General features: G+C 70.1%; 18 protein-coding genes and 2 pseudogenes. 16 read left to right on the top strand and 4 right to left on the bottom strand.

Features of this window, described 5'->3' with window-relative positions; translation table 11 throughout:
- A pseudogene (locus A5697_RS06025) lies at window positions 1-371 on the top strand (hypothetical protein); the annotation flags it as partial.
- 3 nt (window positions 372-374) lie between these two features.
- Here A5697_RS06025 and A5697_RS06020 read toward each other — a convergent pair.
- Entirely contained in the window at window positions 375-806 is a 432-nt protein-coding gene (locus A5697_RS06020; RefSeq protein ID WP_068008824.1) for a limonene-1,2-epoxide hydrolase family protein, read from the bottom strand.
- 53 nt (window positions 807-859) lie between these two features.
- Here A5697_RS06020 and A5697_RS06015 point away from each other — a divergent pair, with 53 nt between their 5' ends.
- Genes A5697_RS06015 through A5697_RS06005 form a run of 3 tightly spaced genes read left to right on the top strand, consistent with a single transcriptional unit; the run spans window position 860 to window position 2,562 of the window.
- Window positions 860-2,026, top strand: coding sequence for a glycosyltransferase (locus A5697_RS06015; RefSeq protein WP_067944549.1), 1,167 nt, complete (start codon window positions 860-862; stop codon window positions 2,024-2,026).
- Window positions 2,027-2,057: 31 nt separating this feature from the next.
- Window positions 2,058-2,324 (top strand): hypothetical protein, encoded by a 267-nt coding sequence (locus tag A5697_RS06010; RefSeq protein ID WP_067944548.1) that lies wholly within the window; start codon window positions 2,058-2,060, stop codon window positions 2,322-2,324.
- Between the two features lie 19 nt (window positions 2,325-2,343).
- A complete protein-coding gene (locus A5697_RS06005; RefSeq protein WP_197500931.1) occupies window positions 2,344-2,562 on the top strand; it encodes a DUF3046 domain-containing protein in 219 nt (72 codons plus the stop codon).
- A 3-nt stretch (window positions 2,563-2,565) separates the two neighbouring features.
- Here A5697_RS06005 and A5697_RS06000 read toward each other — a convergent pair whose 3' ends face one another.
- On the bottom strand, window positions 2,566-3,192 hold the full coding sequence (locus A5697_RS06000; RefSeq protein ID WP_067944551.1) for a flavodoxin family protein: 627 nt from the start codon (window positions 3,190-3,192) through the stop codon (window positions 2,566-2,568).
- Window positions 3,193-3,236: 44 nt separating this feature from the next.
- A complete protein-coding gene (locus A5697_RS05995; protein ID WP_068008821.1) occupies window positions 3,237-3,902 on the bottom strand; it encodes a (2Fe-2S)-binding protein in 666 nt (221 codons plus the stop codon).
- Between the two features lie 303 nt (window positions 3,903-4,205).
- Between A5697_RS05995 and recA the strand changes: the two genes are divergently transcribed.
- From recA to A5697_RS05975, 4 genes are all read left to right on the top strand, one after another.
- On the top strand, window positions 4,206-5,258 hold the full coding sequence (gene recA / locus A5697_RS05990) for a recombinase RecA (protein ID WP_067944546.1): 1,053 nt from the start codon (window positions 4,206-4,208) through the stop codon (window positions 5,256-5,258).
- Window positions 5,224-5,736 carry a recombination regulator RecX gene (gene recX / locus A5697_RS05985; protein ID WP_067944545.1) on the top strand — a complete coding sequence of 171 codons (513 nt, stop codon included), beginning with the start codon at window positions 5,224-5,226 and terminating at the stop codon, window positions 5,734-5,736. Before recA ends, recX begins: the two co-directional genes overlap by 35 nt.
- Before the next feature lie 61 nt (window positions 5,737-5,797).
- Window positions 5,798-7,291, top strand: coding sequence for a tRNA (N6-isopentenyl adenosine(37)-C2)-methylthiotransferase MiaB (gene miaB / locus A5697_RS05980; RefSeq protein WP_197500930.1), 1,494 nt, complete (start codon window positions 5,798-5,800; stop codon window positions 7,289-7,291).
- The gene (locus tag A5697_RS05975) at window positions 7,279-7,914 is read left to right on the top strand and encodes a hypothetical protein (protein WP_369806077.1); all 636 of its coding nucleotides are present in this window, start codon (window positions 7,279-7,281) and stop codon (window positions 7,912-7,914) included. The genes miaB and A5697_RS05975 overlap by 13 nt, the downstream gene beginning before the upstream one ends.
- Here the strand turns inward: A5697_RS05975 and A5697_RS05970 are convergent.
- On the bottom strand, window positions 7,911-9,281 hold the full coding sequence (locus tag A5697_RS05970; protein ID WP_068008814.1) for a DUF349 domain-containing protein: 1,371 nt from the start codon (window positions 9,279-9,281) through the stop codon (window positions 7,911-7,913). The genes A5697_RS05975 and A5697_RS05970 overlap by 4 nt on opposite strands.
- Window positions 9,282-9,513: 232 nt before the next feature.
- Between A5697_RS05970 and A5697_RS05965 the strand changes: the two genes are divergently transcribed.
- The 8 genes and pseudogenes from A5697_RS05965 to A5697_RS05930 form a co-directional block, all read left to right on the top strand.
- Window positions 9,514-10,416, top strand: coding sequence for a DMT family transporter (locus A5697_RS05965; protein WP_068008812.1), 903 nt, complete (start codon window positions 9,514-9,516; stop codon window positions 10,414-10,416).
- Between the two features lie 205 nt (window positions 10,417-10,621).
- Window positions 10,622-11,590 (top strand): DMT family transporter, encoded by a 969-nt coding sequence (locus tag A5697_RS05960; RefSeq protein ID WP_067944540.1) that lies wholly within the window; start codon window positions 10,622-10,624, stop codon window positions 11,588-11,590.
- Between the two features lie 33 nt (window positions 11,591-11,623).
- Window positions 11,624-12,313: a hypothetical protein gene (locus A5697_RS05955; protein WP_068008810.1), complete on the top strand. Its 690-nt coding sequence runs from the start codon at window positions 11,624-11,626 to the stop codon at window positions 12,311-12,313.
- 7 nt (window positions 12,314-12,320) lie between these two features.
- On the top strand, window positions 12,321-13,244 hold the full coding sequence (miaA, locus tag A5697_RS05950) for a tRNA (adenosine(37)-N6)-dimethylallyltransferase MiaA (RefSeq protein ID WP_068008827.1): 924 nt from the start codon (window positions 12,321-12,323) through the stop codon (window positions 13,242-13,244).
- A gap of 4 nt (window positions 13,245-13,248) precedes the next feature.
- On the top strand, window positions 13,249-14,121 hold the full coding sequence (gene dapF / locus A5697_RS05945; protein WP_068008807.1) for a diaminopimelate epimerase: 873 nt from the start codon (window positions 13,249-13,251) through the stop codon (window positions 14,119-14,121).
- Window positions 14,122-14,167: 46 nt separating this feature from the next.
- Window positions 14,168-15,589 carry a GTPase HflX gene (gene hflX, locus A5697_RS05940; RefSeq protein ID WP_067944874.1) on the top strand — a complete coding sequence of 474 codons (1,422 nt, stop codon included), beginning with the start codon at window positions 14,168-14,170 and terminating at the stop codon, window positions 15,587-15,589.
- 91 nt (window positions 15,590-15,680) lie between these two features.
- Entirely contained in the window at window positions 15,681-16,841 is a 1,161-nt protein-coding gene (locus tag A5697_RS05935; RefSeq protein ID WP_067944875.1) for an acyl-CoA dehydrogenase family protein, read from the top strand.
- A 566-nt stretch (window positions 16,842-17,407) separates the two neighbouring features.
- Window positions 17,408-18,574: pseudogene (locus A5697_RS05930) on the top strand (LGFP repeat-containing protein); the annotation flags it as partial.

Genomic DNA, 18,574 nt, shown 5'->3' with positions numbered 1-18,574 from the left:
CGGCGGTCGGCAACATCGAACCGCGCTCGATCACGTTCAGCAGCGAGAGGAATCCGCGTTCGGAGGCGCCCAGCGCGGCCATGGCGGCCACCGCCGCGGAGGTGGTGTCGATGGAGCGGGCGGCGCAGTCCAGTGAATCATCGCGGGCGTATTTGGTGCCCACCATCAACGCGTTCACCGCGCAGTTGAGCGCCGGCGTTCGCCAGTACAACGAAATGGTCACCGCCGCAGCCCAATTGGTGTCTTCGGCCAACGGCGACCAACTGGCCGCCTCGCAGCGCTACCGCGCCGAGTTGGCCGGGGCAACCGACCGGCTGGTCGGCTGGGCGCAGGCGTTCGACGAACTCGGCGGTTTGCGCGGCGCCAGCTAGGGGCTAAAACGTCGCTTTCAGCGACGGCAGCACCACGGCCGCGAGGCCGCGAAGGGTGGCCTTGAACATGTCGAAGAAGTCGAAATAGTCGCGCCACAACGTGATTCGCCCGTCGTGGACTTCGAACACGCCGCACACCCAGAACTGAAGCCGCAGCGGGCCGAAGATCAGGGCGTCGGTGCGCTCGGTGAGCACCGCACCGCCGTCGGCGGCGATGCGGTGGATCTTCACCTCGAAGGCGGCGCGGCCGTCCATCTGGCGAAACAGCTTCATCGCCCTGGCGCGGCCGTGAATCGTCGGCAGCCCGACATTCTCGTAGACGAGGTTGTCGTCCAACGCCGCATCGGCGGCCTCGTAATCCGCGTCCTGCAGGGCGTTTAAAAAGCCCTCGACCGTGCGGGTGTTCGCAACGGTTGTCCCAGTCAGCTCGGTCATGGGTGCCAGCGTAGGCGAGCGTTTCGGTGGCGCGCTGTGGCAGGGTAAGGCCGATGCGCGTCGCCGTGGTCGCCGGGCCGGATCCCGGGCACTCGTTTCCCGCGATCGCGCTGTGCCAACGCTTCGCCCACGCCGGCGATGAGCCCACGCTGTTCACCGGCGCCGAGTGGGTCGACACGGCCCGCGCCGCCGGCATCGACGCCGCCCCGCTGGACGGGCTGGCCGCCACCGACGACGACGCCGACGCCGGCGCCCGGATCCATCGGCGCGCGGCGCGGATGGCCGTCCTCAACGTGCCGGCGCTGCGCGACCTGGCGCCCGACCTGGTGGTGTCCGACGTCATCACCGCCGGGGGCGGCATGGCCGCCGAGCTGTTGGGCATCCCGTGGATCGAGCTCAACCCGCACCCGCTCTACCTGCCGTCGAAGGGGCTGCCGCCGATAGGCAGCGGGCTGGCGCCGGGCACCGGCCTGCGCGGCCGGCTCCGCGACGCCACGATGCGGGCGCTCACCGCGCGGTCCTGGCGCGCGGGCCTTCGGCAGCGCGCGGCCGTGCGGGTCGAGATCGGGCTGCCGGCTCGCGATCCCGGGCCGCTGCGGCGGCTGATCGCCACGCTGCCCGCCCTCGAGGTGCCGCGGCCGGACTGGCCGGCGGAGGCCGTGCTGGTGGGTCCGCTGCACTTCGAACCGACCGATCGGGTGCTGGAAATCCCGGCGGGCTCCGGGCCCGTGCTGGTGGTCGCGCCGTCGACCGCGATGACCGGGACCGAGGGTCTGGCGGAGGTCGCGCTGGCCTGCCTGCGGCCGGGGGAGACGTTGCCGGCCGGATCGCGGCTGGTGGTCTCGCGGCTGGGGGGAGCGGATCTGCGGGTGCCGCCGTGGGCGGTGGTCGGGCTCGGCAGCCAGGCCGAGTTGTTGCGCCACGCCGACCTGGTGATCTGCGGCGGCGGCCACGGCATGGTGGCCAAGACGCTGCTGGCGGGGGTGCCGCTGGTGGCGGTGCCCGGTGGCGGGGATCAGTGGGAGATGGCGAACCGGGTGGTCCGGCAGGGCAGCGGACGGCTGATCCGGCCGTTGACCGCCGAGGCGCTGGTGGCTGCGGTGAACGACGTGCTGTCGTCGCCGCGTTATCGGGAAGCCGCCCAAGCCGCCGCCGCTAGCATCGTCGGCGTGGCCGATCCGGTCCAGGTGTGTCATGAAGCGCTCGCTCGGACGGGATGATCGGGCGGTTCGCGAAAGGAGGGCATCGGCAATGAGGACGATCGCCGCGGGCGCGCTGCTTCTTGCCGCGATGATGTTCGGCTCGGGCGTCGCGCACGCCGACAGCGGCGCCGAGCAGCAGGCCTGCCAGTTGATGGACGACCCGGCGGCCGCTGAGCAGGGCTACGCGCCGGCCGAATACGCGTTCATGCAGTTGCGCTCCCGAATGTCGGCGGAGCGGGCGCGGACCACCATGTCCGAGGCCGTCCAGGACTTCTGCCCCAACCACCTGATCGACCTGCCGGCCAGCTGGCGGTAACGCGGCCGGTGTCCTATCGCTGCCCGGTGGGTATCTTGCTGGCGTGCGGCTAACGGAATTCAACGAACGCGTCGTCCTGCGATTCGGTGCGGCGTACGGCTCTTCGGTGCTCGCGGACCATGTGCTGAGCGGTTTCGACGGCCGCACCGCCGCCCAGGCGATCGAGGACGGGGCCGAGCCCCGCGACGTGTGGCGGGCCCTGTGCGTCGACTTCGACGTGCCGCGCGATCAGTGGTGACGCCTATTCGTAGGGCGGGTACTCGTTCTGCCGCAGCAGGGCCGCGAGGTGGGCGGCGTTGCGGGCCGCCGTTGCGGTGGTGGCGGCCACCGCTTCCGGCACTTCGTCCAGGTCGTTGAAGTTCGTCCCTTGCATGGCCTCGCCGTTCCAGTACGTGCACCCCTGAGCGGGGATCGAGAATCCGATGTCGTTCAGCGCCTGGAAGAGGTCGGCGACGATCTTGTGTGCGCCGTCTTCGTTCCCCACGACCGCCGCCAGCGCCACCTTGCCGACCATCCGGGGCCGTCCGGCGTCGTCCTTGTCGGAGATCGCGGCGTCGAGGCGCTCCAGCACGCGCTGCGCGACGCTGGACATGTGGCCGACCCAGGTGGGCGTCGACAGCACGACGATGTCCGCCGCGGTGATCTTCGCCAGCAGCCCCGGCCATTCGTCGCCCGGCCCCATGTCGGCTTCCACGCCGGGCAGCAGCGCCAGGTCCACGCAGCGCACCTTGTCGCCGTCGACCCCCGCCTTGCGCAGTTGAGCCAGCACCTGATCGGCGATCAGCTCGGTGCTCGACGGCTCCGGGCTCTTCTTCAACGAGCAGGTCAACGCGAGGGCGCGCAGGGACGGCGGTGCGGTTGTGGACATGACGCTCAGATACCCCTGCACCACAAGGGCAAACGACGCGACGCCTAAGCCCGCTTCGGCGGGGGCGCCTCGAACACGCAATCGCCGCAGACGAACCGGCCCGGCAGCCGGTAGAAGAGGCAGCAACTCCGGCGTTTGAAGCTCAGGTGTGGGCCCGTGACACCGGATCCGGCCAGTGCGCCGATACCCAGCAGCGCATGGGTCATCGCGGCGATCCGCGGGCCGAGGTCGGGCCGCGCCGCGAGCAGGGCCCGCGCGGCTCCGGTCAGCGCGGAGGCGACATTGCCCGCCAGCAGGGCGGGCGCCAGCTTGACCCGCAGGCCGGCGGCGAGCGGCTCCATGTGCTGTTGCACCACCACCCGGTAGAGCACCTCAGGTGAGTCGGCGGGGATCCCGACGGGCGCGGGCAGCCGCAGTTGCGCCCCGTCGTCGGCGCGCTGCAAGTCGCTGAGGTCGGGGACGACGCCGTGACCGAGCGCGCATGCGAGCACGGGCGACCACAGGCGGCTGGCGTGGCCGAGGTGAACCAATGAGGCGGCGACGCGCAGTTCCGTCGTGTGATAGCGCTTGGCGGTGGCGTCGATCAGGTCGGTGCAGCCGTCGGCGTAGGACCGCCCGACCGGATGCCATCCCGCCGCATCGCCACCCACGGGCAACGCGAAAAACCCTTTGTAGCAAGATATTTCGGCCAGCTCAGCGGAGATGTCCATTAATGAGAAACCAAGCTCTTCAGGGGAGATCCGCCCCGGTGGTGGGTGAGGAAGCGCCGGCGGTCACACAGTGGCGGGCCGCCCTGGCTTCGCTCCGGCCCCCTGAGACTTGGCCCGTCGGCGCCTTTCGGCAGCAGATGTCGCCATACGTGTGGTGGGCCTCGGCGTGTCCGCTTGAATCGAACAGGTGTTCGGCTACTGTGGGGAACGTTCGGTGAGTCAACTTGTCGGTGGCCTTCTCTAGTGTCACGGCCAACCGACCGATACCGGTCACCGAACACACCGAACTATAGGAGAGGCACCATGACGCAAGCCCCCGACCGCGAGAAGGCTCTCGAACTGGCGATGGCCCAGATCGAAAAGAGCTATGGCAAAGGCTCGGTGATGCGTCTCGGCGACGAGATGCGTCAGCCGATCTCGGTCATCCCGACCGGATCCATCGCACTGGACGTGGCCCTGGGCATCGGCGGCCTGCCCCGCGGCCGGGTCGTGGAGATCTACGGCCCGGAGTCCTCGGGTAAGACCACCGTCGCCCTGCATGCGGTGGCCAACGCCCAGGCCGCCGGCGGCGTCGCGGCGTTCATCGACGCCGAGCACGCTCTGGACCCGGACTACGCCAAGAAGCTGGGCGTGGACACCGATTCCCTGCTGGTCAGCCAGCCCGACACCGGGGAGCAGGCCCTCGAGATCGCCGACATGCTGATCCGCTCCGGCGCGCTGGACATCCTGGTCATCGACTCGGTGGCGGCGCTGGTGCCGCGCGCGGAGCTCGAGGGCGAGATGGGGGACAGCCACGTCGGTCTGCAGGCCCGGCTGATGAGCCAGGCGCTGCGGAAAATGACTGGCGCGCTGAACAATTCGGGAACCACCGCGATCTTCATCAACCAGCTGCGGGAAAAGATCGGGGTGATGTTCGGCAGCCCGGAAACCACCACGGGCGGTAAGGCTTTGAAGTTCTACGCGTCGGTGCGCATGGACGTGCGCCGGATCGAGACGCTCAAGGACGGCACCAACGCGGTCGGTAACCGCACCCGGGTCAAGGTCGTCAAGAACAAGGTGTCGCCGCCGTTCAAGCAGGCGGAATTCGACATCCTCTACGGCAGGGGGATCAGCCGCGAGGGTTCGCTGATCGATATGGGCGTGGAGCAGGGCTTCATCCGCAAGTCCGGTTCCTGGTTCACCTACGAGGGGGAGCAGCTCGGTCAGGGCAAGGAGAATGCCCGCACCTTCCTGATGGAAAACGGCGAGGTGGCCAACGAGATCGAGAAGAAGATCAAGGAGAAGCTCGGCATTGGCGCGGTCGTGACCGATGACCCCTCAAATGACAGCGTCCTGCCCGCCCCCGTCGATTTCTGAGCCCTCTCGCGAGGAGCAGGCGCGAACGCTGTGCCTGCGCCTGCTCACCGCGAGGGCGCGCACCCGGGCCGAGCTGCACGGCCAGCTGGCGAAACGCGGTTACCCCGAAGACGTCAGCGATGCCGTGCTCGACCGGCTCGCCGCCGTTGGCCTGGTCGACGACAGCGATTTCGCCGAACAGTGGGTGCAGTCCCGCCGGGCGAAGAGCAGGCGGGCCCTGGCCGCCGAATTGCGAACCAAAGGTGTCGACAAAGACGTGATCGCCACGGCGCTGTCCGCGATCGACGCCGGCGCCGAGCGGGACCGGGCCGAACAGTTGGTGCGGGCCAGACTGCGCCGGGAAACGCTGGACGGCGATGACGCGCGAGTGACCCGCCGGCTGGTCGGGATGTTGGCGCGCCGTGGCTACAGCCAGAACCTCGCGTGCGAGGTCGTCCTCGCCGAGCTGGCCGCCGAACGGGATCGCCGCCGGGTCTAGCCCGGTGACGTGCGGTTTCTCGCCCGCCGACCGGTCGCCGTACCATGGCCCCGTGACTTCGATGGTGGCCCGAGACGTTTCGGGGGCGCGTACCTACCAGGTGCGCACCTACGGCTGCCAGATGAACGTCCACGACTCCGAGCGGTTGGCGGGTCTGCTGGAAGCGGCCGGCTACCAGCGGGCGGTCGAGGGCGCCGACGCCGACGTGGTCGTCTTCAACACCTGCGCGGTCCGCGAGAACGCCGACAACAAGCTGTACGGCAACCTCAGCCACCTGGCGCCGCGCAAGCGCGGAAACCCCGAGATGCAGATCGCGGTCGGGGGCTGCCTGGCCCAGAAAGACCGGGACGCGTTGCTGCGCAAGGCACCCTGGGTCGACGTCGTCTTCGGCACGCACAACCTCGGATCGCTGCCCACGCTGCTGGAACGGGCGCGGCACAACAAGGTCGCCCAAGTGGAGATCGCCGAGTCGCTGCAGGCGTTCCCGTCGTCGCTGCCGAGCGCACGCGAATCGGCTTACGCCGCTTGGGTTTCCGTCTCCGTCGGGTGCAACAACAGCTGCACCTTCTGTATCGTGCCCTCGCTGCGGGGCAAGGAGGTCGACCGCAGCCCGGCCGACATCCTGGCCGAGGTGAGGGCGCTGGTGGACGACGGCGTGCTCGAGGTCACGCTGCTCGGCCAGAACGTCAACGCTTACGGGGTGTCGTTCGCCGACCCGGCGCTGCCCCGCGATCGCGGCGCCTTCGCGCGTCTGCTGCGGGCCTGCGGGGACATCGACGGTCTGGAACGGGTGCGGTTCACCTCACCGCATCCGGCCGAATTCACCGACGATGTCATCGAGGCCATGGCGCAGACGCCGAATGTCTGCCCCGCCCTGCACATGCCGCTGCAGTCGGGCTCCGACCGGGTGTTGCGGGCGATGCGGCGCTCGTACCGCGCCGAGCGCTACCTCGGCATCATCGACCGCGTGCGGGCGGCCATGCCGCACGCCGCCATCACCACCGACCTGATCGTCGGGTTTCCCGGTGAGACCGAAGAGGACTTCGCGGCCACCCTGGACGTGGTGCGGCAGGCCCGGTTCGCGGCCGCGTTCACCTTCCAGTACTCCAAGCGGCCGGGCACCCCGGCCGCCGAGCTCGACGGGCAGCTCCCGAAAGCCGTTGTGCAGGAACGCTACGAGCGGCTGGTCGAGCTGCAGGAGCAGATCTCGCTGGAGGGCAATCGCGCGCTGGTCGGCCAGACCGTGGAGCTGCTGGTCGCCGCCGGCGAGGGACGCAAGGACACCCGCACGGCGCGGATGACCGGCCGCGCCCGCGACGGTCGCCTGGTGCACTTCCACGCCGACGACCGGGTGCGACCGGGGGACATCGTCACCGCGGTCATCACGCAGGCCGCGCCGCACCACCTCATCGCCGACGCCGGCGTCCTCAGCCATCGCCGCACCCGCGCGGGGGACGCACACGCCGCCGGGCAGCGCCCGGCCGGCATCAGGCTCGGCATGCCCGCCGTCGGACCGCCCGCCGGCCCGACCGAACCCCTTGGATGTGCCCGATGAACGAAGAACACCCCGACCTCGACGCCCTGCGCACCGAAATCGAGGCCGCCGAGCGCCGCGTGGCGCGCGGATTCGACCCGGGCCCACGGGGTTTCGTCGTGGCCATCCTGGTCTTCGTGCTGCTGGGATCGTTCATCCTGCCGCACACCGGCGCGGTGCGCGGCTGGGACGTGTTGTTCAGCAGCCACGGGGCCGGCGCCGCCGCGGTGGCGCTGCCGTCGCGGGTGTTCGCCTGGCTGACGCTGGTGTTCGGCGTCGGCTTCTCGATGCTGGCCTTGGTCACCCGGCGCTGGGCGCTGGCCTGGATCGCGCTGGCGGGTTCGGCGCTCGCCGGCGCGGCGGGACTGTTGGCCATCTGGTCGCGCCAGACGGTGGCGGCGGGGCATCCGGGCCCGGGGCTGGGGCTGATCGTGGCCTGGATCATCGTCCTCACGCTGATCTACCAATGGGCCCGGGTGGTGTGGTCGCGCACCATCGTGCAACTCGCGGCCGAGGAACAACGGCGCCGCGTCGCGGCGCAGCAGCAGTCGATGACGCTGCTCGACAGCCTGGACGACGGGCCCGACGCCCCGAACCGCCGGGGACAGCCGAACGGCGCGGCCCCCGGGGAGCCCGAAGCCTAGGGCTTGCGGGTCAACGCCTCGGCGGCCGCCTGCGCCCACTGCCGCCACTGCTCGGCGTTGGCCTTGGCCTCTTCGGCCTCCTTGGTACGGCCCGCAGCCGCGGCCTTCTGGGCCTGCTGCTCGTATTGTTCGGCGCGGGTGCGGAACTGCTCGGCGCGGGCCTGCGCCTGCGGGTCCGACCAATCGGCCTCGCCCGCATCGCGCACCTTCTTCTCGATGGCGCGCAGCCGGCGCTCCAATTCGGCGGACCGCTCCCGCGGCACCTTGCCGATCGCGTCCCACTTGTCGGCGATCGACCGCAGCGCCGCCCTGGCCGCGTCGTGGTTGCTCGTGTCGATCTTCTCCGCCTCGGCCAGCAGCGCCTCCTTGGCGGTGGCATTGGCCCGCAGTTCGGCGTCCTTCTCCGCCGTCGCCGCGTTGCGGGCCGCGAAGAAGACGTCCTGGGCCGCCTTGAACCGCCGCCACAGGGCGTCGTCGACGTCCCGGGCCGCCCGGCCCGCCGCCTTCCACTCCGTGAGCAGCTTGCGGAATTCCGCGCTGGTTGCGGTCCAGTCCGTCGAATCGGACAACTCCTCGGCGCGCTCGCACAGCCGCTCCTTGGCCTGCCGGACTCCCACCCGTTCGCGGTCCAGTTCGGCGAAATGCGATCCCCGCCGCCGGTTGAAGGCCTCCCGCGCCGCCGAATAGCGCTTCCACAGCGCATCGTCGACCTTGCGGTCGAGGCCGTTGATGGTCTTCCACTCGTCGAGGATGGCCCGCAGCCGGTCGCCGGCCGCCTTCCACTGCGTCGAGTTGGCGCCCAACTCCTCGGCCTCGGCGGCCAGCGCCTCCTTGCGCGCGGTCTGGGTGGCGCGATGCTCGTCGCGGCGGGAGCGCTCCTGCGCGACGGTGGTCTCGACCTGGTCGATGAGGCTGGTGAGCCGGCGGGCGAGCGCGTCGATGTCGCCCAGCACGGACGCCGTCGGCAACGTTTCGGCCAGTTCTGTGGCGTGGGCCTTGATCTTGCGGGCGTCACCGGTTCCGGCCGCCAGCCGCTCCTCCATGAGCGTGACCTCGGTGCTCAGGTCGTCGAAGCGGCGGCCGAAGTGGGCGAAGGCGGCTTCTCGGTCGCCGGCCTGCCAGGAGCCGACGATGCGCTCGCCGGCGGCGGTGATCAGCCACACCGTCCCGTCGTCGTCGACCCGCCCGAACTGATGCGGATCGCTGCGCGGGGGCGCCGGTATGGCCGGTATGGGGTGGGTCGTGGGCCGCGGCCCCGGACCGGACGGCCGGGGCCCGGGACGTGGTCCAGGGCGTGGCACCGGGCGCGAAACCGGTTGGGCCACCGGGTCGGCCAGGTCTTCGCCGTGTGGTTCGTCAGCCGTCATGCGCTCGTCACCTACCCTTCGCGCGGTCGGTATCCCGCGCACCTGCCGCGCGTAGCGGCACCGTCTGCTGCGGCCGTGGGCCGGCCTTATCGGCTCTCCCAACAGCTGCTTAACAGTATTCAAGCAGCTTGGCGGCCCATGCGCCGCCACCCTTGTTCTTCTCGCTCAGGATGCGTCCGCCCGGACACAACGGGTATGAAGTTGTCCGTATCCCGACTCCGACGGAGAAACCATGGCCAAGACGGACCTCGCCGCCTTGCTGGCGTTGGCGTCCGCGCTCTGCGTGGCGATCGGCGACGTCCTGCAGCAGCGCGCGACGCACCGGATCACCGACACGTCGGTCGGGCAGTTCGAACTCGCCCGCAGGCTGCTGGGGAACCGGCGGTGGCGGTGGGGCGCCCTGATGCTGGTCGTCAGCATCGTGCTGCAGGCGGCCGCGCTGGACCAGGGTTCGGTGCTGCTGGTCCAGGCGTTGCTGGTGTTGTCCCTGCTGTTCGCGTTGCCTATCAGCGCGAGGCTGGCCGATCGCGCCGTCACCGTCCGGGAGTGGACCTGGGCCGTCGTTCTGACCGCCGCGGTGACCGTGATCGTGACGGTCGGCAACCCGCAGGCTGGCCGTTCGACCGCGTCGCTGCGGACGTGGGCCGTCGTGGCGGCGGTGCTGGTGCCGCTGCTGGTCGGCTGCGTGGTGGCCGCCCGGATTTGGGGCGGCGCCCTGGCCGCGGCGCTGCTCGCCTTCGTCTCCGGGTCGCTGTGGGCCGTCTTCGCGGTGCTCGCCAAGGGCGTCGTCCATCGGTTCGGCGACGGCGGTTGGGCCGTGGTCCGGACACCCGAGCTGTACGCCTGGCTGCTGGTCGCGCTGGCGGGCTTCGCCTTGGAGCAGTCGGCCTTTCGGGCCGGCTCGTTGACCGCGTCGATGCCGACGCTGGAGGTGTCCCAACCGGTCGTGTCGGCCCTGCTGGGCGTCGTCGTCCTCGGCGAGACTCTCGGCACCGGCCGCGCCGGAATGCTGGCGCTGGCGGTGGCGGCGCTGGTGATGACGGCCGCCACGGTCGAACTCGCCCGCGTCGACGCCTCCGCGACGCGCGACCGGGTCCGGGCGCGGCTCGGGGATACCGCCGCGCAACCGGCGTAGCCGCCCGAGGTGTAACCGAATCGCCGCGGTTTCCACAGGCGGCCCTTAGGTTCATGACGTATCAACAGTTGAGTGAACCGGTCGGGCAGCCGCGACGTGGTCGACGTCATACAGTCGTTGTTGAACTGATCGCAAATTTTGGGTGTATTTCCCCGCACCCCAGGGAAAGCTGGTCGGGGCTTAGTCGTGAGGTGAGGGGTCGCTCATGTCGAAGGTTGATGTCGCCGCGCTGATAGCGCTGTGCGCGGCGTTGGCGTCCGCGGTCGGCGACGTGATCCGTCAGCGCTCGGCGCAGGAGATCACGGACAAAGAGGTCGGCCACCTGGAGCTGTTCCGCATGTCGTTGCGGGACACGCGGTGGTGGCTGGGCGGCCTGGCCGCGATCGTCAACTACAGCCTGCAGGCCGGGGCCCTGGCGTGGGGCTCGGTGGTGTTGGTGACCGCGCTTCAGGTGACGGCCTTGCTGTTCGCCCTGCCGATCTACGCCCGGCTGACCAAGCGCCGGGTGACGCGCTGGGAGTGGGTCTGGGCGGTCGTCCTGGCCGGCGCCCTGGCGGTGGTCATCATCGTCGGCGACCCGGCGTCCGGCCATCAGCGCGCACCGGTCGGGACGTGGGCCGTGGTGGCCGCCGTGATGGTGCCGCTGCTGGTGGCGTGTGTGGTGGCCGCGCGGATCTGGTCGGGCAGCCCCTTTGCCGCCGCGCTGCTCGCGGTGGTGGCGGGTTCGGCGCTGGCGTTGTTCGCGGTGCTCACGAAGGGCATCGTCGAGGTGGGCGAGGACGGCCCGTTGGCCGTGCTGAGCGCCCCCGAGTTCGTGCCCTGGCTACTGCTGGCCCTGACCGGGATGATCTTCCAGCAGTCGGCGTTCCGCGCCGGCGCGCTCACGGCCTCGATGCCGACGATGACCGTCGCGAAGCCCGTCGTGGCCGGGTTGCTCGGCATCTTCGTGCTCGGTGAAACACTGAATGCCGACGGGCCCAAGGTCTTCGTCCTGTTCGCGGCGGTGGCGGTGGTGATCGTGGCAACGGTCGCGCTGGCCCGCGGCGAGGCCGCGACGATGGTCGCGGAGGTTGGCCGCGACGACGCAAGCCTCATGGAGGACGGGTGGTCGCCCGCGGAGGGCGAGGCCGACCCTTTTAGCACCGGCCCGGTGGTCGCGGTAGCGGAGGCCTGAGCGCACGCGTCGGTGAACCATTAGTTTGGTGGCGTGCTCAGCGGCATTGCCATCGTTCCCTCGGCTCCGCTGCTGGTGCCCGAGCTCGCCGGAGCGGCCGCCGCGGAGGTGACCGACCTGACGGCCGCGGTGCTGGCGGCGGCGGCCCTGTTGCCCGCGCGCTGGACCGTGATCGGGACCGCCGGGCGCGACGATGTTTTCGGCCCCGACACGGCCGGCTCATTCGGGGGTTTCGGCGTCGACGTGCGGGTCGGATTTTCCCCGCACGCCCCCTCCGGGGCGCCCGCCGACCTGCCCGTGTGCGCGTTGCTGGCCGGCTGGGTCCGGGGCCAGGCCCGGCCCGATGCGACCGCGCAGGCCCGCGTGTACTCCACCGACCACGACGCCGAAGCCGCGCTGGCCCGGGGGCGACGTCTGCGCGCCGACATCGACCGGTCACCCGAGCCGATCGGCGTGCTGGTCGTGGCCGACGGCGCGAACACCCTGACGCCGGCCGCACCCGGCGGATTCGACCCGGGCAACGCCGGCGCGCAGGCCGCCCTCGACGACGCGCTGGCAACCGGCGACATCGCCGCCCTGGCGCGGCTGCCGCGGCAGATCCTGGGCCGGGTCGCCTTTCAGGTGCTGGCCGGCCTGGCCGAGCCCGGGCCGCGGTCGGCCAAGGAGCTGTACCGGGGTGCCCCCTTCGGCGTGGGCTACTTCGCCGGCGCCTGGCAGCTCTGAGGTGGCCGTGCGACCACTGGCGATCATCGGCCCCACCGGAACCGGCAAGTCGCAGCTGGCGCTCGACTTTGCAGAACGGCTTGAGGGTGCCGCCGAAATCGTGAACGCCGACGCGATGCAGCTCTATCGCGGGATGGACATCGGCACGGCCAAGCTTCCCGTCGACCAACGCCGCGGGATCCCGCATCACCAGCTCGACGTCCTGGACGTCACCGAGACCGCGACCGTCGCCCGCTACCAGCGCGCGGCCGCGGCCGACGTCGAGGCGATCGCCGCCCGCGGCGCCGTGCCCATCATCGTGGGCGGGTCGATGCTCTACATCCAGTCGCTGCTCGATGACTGGTCGTTCCCGGCGACCGACCCCGCCGTGCGGGCGCGCTGGGAACGGCGGCTGGCCGAGGTCGGGGTCGGCGGGTTGCACGCCGAGCTGGCCCGGCGCGACCCCGCCGCCGCGGCGGCCATCCTGCCCACCGACGCGCGGCGCACCGTGCGGGCGCTCGAAGTGGTCGAGCTCACCGGCCGGCCGTTCGCCGCGTCCGCACCACGCATCGGCCCGGCGAGGTGGGACGCCGCCATCGTCGGACTGGATTGCGAGACAACGCTTCTGGACGAGCGGTTGGCCCGTCGCACCGACGCCATGTTCGACCAGGGCCTGGTCGGCGAGGTGAGCGCGCTGCTCGGCGAGGGCCTGCGTGACGGGGTCACCGCGTCGCGCGCCCTCGGCTACGCCCAGGTGATCGAGGCGCTCGACGCCGGGGGCAGCGCCGAGCGACTGCGCGACGCGCGGGAACAGACCTACGTGGGCACCCGGCGTTACGTGCGACGGCAGCGGTCGTGGTTCCGCCGCGACCACCGGGTCCACTGGCTGGACGCCGCGGATGGCGCGCGGTTGGTCGACGAAGCGCTGCGAGTCTGGGGCCACGTATCCTGAGCAGGTGATTTTCGCAAAGGGCCACGGCACCGAGAACGACTTCGTGGTGCTCCCGGACGCGGAGGCCACGCTCGAGCTCACCGCGGCCCGGGTGGCCGCCTTGTGCGACCGGCGGCGCGGGCTGGGCGCCGACGGGGTGCTGCGGGTGACCACCGCCGGCGCCGCCCTCTCGGCCGGCGTGCTCGACCGGCTGCCCGACGGCGTGGGCTCGGCCGACTGGTACATGGACTACCGCAACGCCGACGGCTCCGTCGCCCAGATGTGCGGCAACGGCGTCCGGGTGTTCGCGCACTACCTGCGGGCCAGCGGGATGGAGTCCCGGGACGAGTTCGTGGTCGGGTCGCAGGCCGGCCCCCGACCGGTCACCGTGCACCGGGTCGACGCCACGTATGCCGACGTCACCGTCGACATGGGCAAGGCGAACACGCTGGGCCCGGGCGAGGCGACGGTCGGCGGCCACCGGTTCTCCGGCCTGGCGGTCGACGTGGGCAATCCCCACCTGGCGTGTGTGGATCCCGACCTGACCGCCGAGCGGCTGGCAAGGCTGGACGTCGCGGCGCCGGTCAGCTTCGACCACGCCCAGTTCCCGGAGGGGGTCAACATCGAAGTTCTCACGGCACCGGCCGGCGGCGCGGTGCGGATGCGCGTGCACGAGCGGGGCGTGGGCGAGACCCGCTCGTGCGGCACCGGCACGGTCGCGGCCACGGTGGCCGCGCTGGCCGCCGGCGGGGCGGACACCGGCACACTGACGGTGCGGGTGCCGGGCGGCGATGTCGTCGTCACCATCACCGACGCCACCAGCTACCTGAGGGGCCCGTCGGTGTTGGTGGCACACGGGGAGATCAGCGGGGAATGGTGGGAAGCGCAGCGACGTTAATTCGAGTGCACGACGCCGATCCGCCGTGCATCATCTTGTATTGCCTATGACACATCCTGAATTCTCCAATCCCGCTGTGCCGGAGCCGAGCACCGGCGAACTCGCCCTGGAAGAACGGTCGGCGCTGCGCCGCGTCGCCGGTCTATCCACCGAACTCGCCGACGTAACCGAAGTCGAGTACCGCCAGCTGCGGCTGGAGCGCGTGGTCCTGGTCGGCGTGTGGACCGACGGCACCGCCGCCGACAGCGAGGCCAGCATGGCCGAGTTGGCCGCCCTGGCGGAGACCGCCGGTTCCCAGGTGCTCGAGGGGCTCATCCAGCGCCGCGACAAGCCCGACCCGTCGACCTACATCGGCTCGGGCAAGGCCCAGGAGCTCCGCGAGGTGGTGCTGGCCACCGGCGCCGACACGGTGATCTGCGACGGTGAACTGTCCCCGGCGCAGCTGACCGCGCTGGAGAAGGCGGTGAAGGTCAAGGTCATCGACCGCACCGCGCTGATCCTGGACATCTTCGCCCAGCACGCCACCAGCCGGGAGGGCAAGGCGCAAGTATCGCTGGCCCAGATGGAGTACATGCTGCCGCGGCTGCGCGGCTGGGGTGAGTCGATGTCCCGGCAGGCCGGTGGCCGCGCCGGCGGCAGCGGGGGAGGCGTGGGCCTGCGCGGTCCCGGTGAAACGAAAATCGAGACCGACCGCCGCCGCATCCGCGAACGAATGGCCAAGCTGCGCCGCGAGATCAAGGACATGAAGCAGGTCCGCGACACTCAGCGCAGCCGCCGCCTGCACAGCGACATGCCCTCGATCGCCATCGTCGGCTATACCAACGCGGGCAAGTCCAGCCTGCTCAACGCGCTGACCGGCGCGGGGGTGCTGGTACAGGACGCGCTGTTCGCCACGCTGGAGCCCACCACCCGGCGCGCCGAGTTCGAAGACGGCCGCCCGCTGGTGCTCACCGACACGGTCGGGTTCGTCCGGCACCTGCCCACCCAGCTGGTCGAGGCGTTCCGCTCCACGCTGGAGGAGGTCGTCGACGCCGACCTGTTGCTGCATGTGGTCGACGGCTCCGATGCCAACCCGCTGGCGCAGATCAACGCGGTTCGCGCGGTGATCTCCGACGTCATCGCCGACCACGACGGCGACCCACCACCCGAGCTGGTGGTGGTCAACAAGGTCGACGCCGCGAGTGGCCTGACCCTGGCCAAGCTTCGCCACGCGCTGCCCGGCGCGGTCTTCGTCTCGGCCAGGACCGGCGAGGGCATCGACGCGCTCCGGCGCCGGATGGGCGAGCTGGCCGTTCCCGCCGACACCGCGGTGGACGTGGTGATTCCCTACCACCGCGGTGACCTGGTGGCCCGGCTGCACGCCGACGGTCGCGTGCAGCAGGAGGAGCACAACCCCGACGGCACCCGGATCAAGGCCCGCGTACCGGTGGCGCTGGCCGGGCGCCTGCAGGAGTTCTCGGCGCGCTGATCTCCCGGCGACCGGACCCGCCGGCCGCCGACCAACCGTCTGGTTGGTATATGTTGGGCGACAGAGTTTCCAGTCGCCGGAGGTCATCCACATGGGCAGTGCCGTCAAGTACCAGCGCACTCTTTTCGAGGCGGAGCATGACCTGTTCCGTGAGTCCTACCGGGCGTTCCTCGATCGCCACGTCGCACCCCATCACGACGAATGGGAGAAGTCGAAGATCGTCGACCGCGGCGTGTGGCTCGAGGCCGGCAAGCAGGGCTTCCTCGGCATGGCGGTGCCGGAGGAATACGGCGGCGGGGGCAACCCCGACTTCCGGTACAACACGATCATCACCGAGGAGACCACCGCCGGTCGCTATAGCGGGATCGGCTTCGGCCTGCACAACGACATCGTGGCGCCGTACCTGTTGGCCCTGGCCACCGAAGAGCAGAAGCAGCGCTGGCTGCCGAAGTTCTGCACCGGCGAGACCATCACCGCGATCGCGATGACCGAGCCGGGAACCGGCAGCGACCTGCAAGGCATCAAGACGCGCGCGGTCAAGCAGGGCGACCACTACGTGCTCAACGGCGCGAAGACGTTCATCACCAACGGAATCAATGCCGACCTGGTGATCGTGGTGGCGCAGACCGATCCCGACAAAGGGGCGCAGGGCTTTTCGTTGCTGGTTGTCGAACGCGGCATGGAAGGTTTCGAACGCGGCCGGCACTTGAACAAGATCGGGCTGGACGCGCAGGACACCGCCGAGTTGTCGTTCACCGATGTCAAGGTGCCCGCCGACAACCTGCTGGGGCAGGAGGGCATGGGATTCATCTACCTGATGCAGAACCTGCCGCAGGAACGGATTTCGATCGCCATCATGGCGGCCGCGGCGATGGAGCAGGTGCTGGAAGAAACCCTGCAATACACCAAGGAACGCAAGGCATTCAACAAGCCGATCGGCAGTTTCCAGAACAGCCGCTTCGTGCTCGCCGAGCTGGCGACCGAGGCGACGGTGGTGCGCATCATGGTCGACGAGTTCATCCGGCTGCACCTGGACAAGAAGCTGACGGCGGAGCAGGCGGCGATGGCCAAGTGGTACTCCACCGAAAAGCAGGTGCACCTGATCGACCGTTGCCTGCAGCTGCACGGCGGCTACGGCTACATGCGCGAATACCCCGTTGCCCGAGCCTATTTGGACGCGCGGGTGCAGACCATCTACGGCGGAACGACCGAGATCATGAAAGAGATCATCGGCCGCAGCCTCGGGGTCTAGCCTTAACAGCGACAACACCATCACGCCGATTCGCACGGCGACGGCAAACCCCATCAATGCGCGCCACGCGGGGTGATTTTTCGGGTAGACCGCTGACGAGTTAATGGCTTCACGTACCGTCGGCCCATGTGTTCGGGGCACATGTATCCGGGGTATGCCATCCGCGTAATGGCGCGTAGTCGAGCCGAAAAGCACGCCGCCGTCGACCACTCCGGCAAGTGCGGCAACATGCGCGGGCGCGAAACCAAAGCGCGCGGCGCCCGCCGTGCGTTATTGCGCAGGCGGACGCCCGGTTCGGGGTTTGACTCGAATACTCATACGCCGCGCGGCCGGTCGCGATTTGAGCGTGGCTCTGCATCGATTCGACATCGGCGTGGTATCCGTTTTTGTACTATTCGTGATTTGACTTCGCATTTTTCGTATGCGGGAGCAAAGTTATGCGAGCCCGGCGATAATGCGGATCGGAACGGGGTTGTTTCCCCACGGTCGGACTACGGCCCGCTTGCCGGCTGTGCAGGTACGGGCATAGCCGCTGACAGGGGCGCAGCCGTCGGCTGGGAGGCTTGGTGAACGGGCAGAGAGGTCGCATGCGCAGGCTGGTCGGAAGCGCGCTGGTCACCTTGACCGCCACGGCAATAGCCGTCGCCTTGCTGGCGCCGCCTGCGGCGGCGTCCCCCATCGGCGACGCCGAGGCGGCCATTATGGCGGCGTGGGAGAAGGCTGGCGGTGACGGTTCACCCCTGGGCGCCCGGAAGGGCGATGTCTATCCCGCCGGGGACGGTTTCGCGCTGGACTTCGACGGCGGCAAGATGTTCTTCACCCCGGCGACCGGCGCCAAATTCGTCTACGGGCCGATCCTGGACAAATACGAGATGCTGGGCGGACCCGCGGGCAGCGATCTGGGCTTTCCCGCGATCAACGAGGTGCCCGGCCTCGCCGGACCCGACAGCCGCGTGAGCACCTTCTCCGCCAGCGATAAGCCCGTGATCTTCTGGACGCCCGAGCACGGCGCGTTCGTGGTGCGCGGCGCGATCAACGCCGCCTGGGACAAGCTCGGCAGTTCGGGCGGCGTCCTCGGGGTCCCCGTCGGCGACGAAACGTACAACGGCGAGGTGTCCGCCCAGAAGTTCAGCGGCGGCCAGGTCTCGTGGAACAGGCAGACGAAACAGTTCTCCACCGAGCCGCCCGCACTGGCCGACCAGTTGAAGGGCCTGCAGGTGGCGATCGATCCCACCGCGGCCATCAACATGGCCTGGCGCGCGGCCGGCGGCCCCAATGGGCCGTTAGGTGCGAAGAAGGGCGCGCAGTATCCGATCGGCGGCGACGGAATCGTCCAGGACTTCGCCAACGGCAAAGTGTATTTCAGCCCCGCCACCGGCGCGAACGCCGTCGAGAGCAACATCCTGGCCAAGTACGAGTCGCTCGGCGGACCCGCCGGCAGCGACCTGGGTTTCCCCACCGCCAACGAATCCGACGGCGGCATCCCGTCCAGCCGCATGGTCACCTTCTCGGGCGCCGACAAACCGGTGATCTTCTGGACGTCGGAGCGTGGCGCGTTCGTGGTGCGCGGCGCCATGAAGGCGGCCTGGGACAAGCTTCGCGGACCGACCGGCAAGCTGGGCGCGCCCGTCGGCGACCAGGCCGTGGACGGCGACGTCGTCTCCCAGCAGTTCGCCGGCGGCAAGATCTCGTGGAACCGGGCGAAGAACACGTTCAGCACGGATCCGGCCAAC

The organism is Mycobacterium sp. E3251, assembly GCF_001666835.1.
Taxonomy (GTDB): domain Bacteria; phylum Actinomycetota; class Actinomycetes; order Mycobacteriales; family Mycobacteriaceae; genus Mycobacterium.
This window is presented reverse-complemented; position numbering and strand designations above follow the sequence as displayed.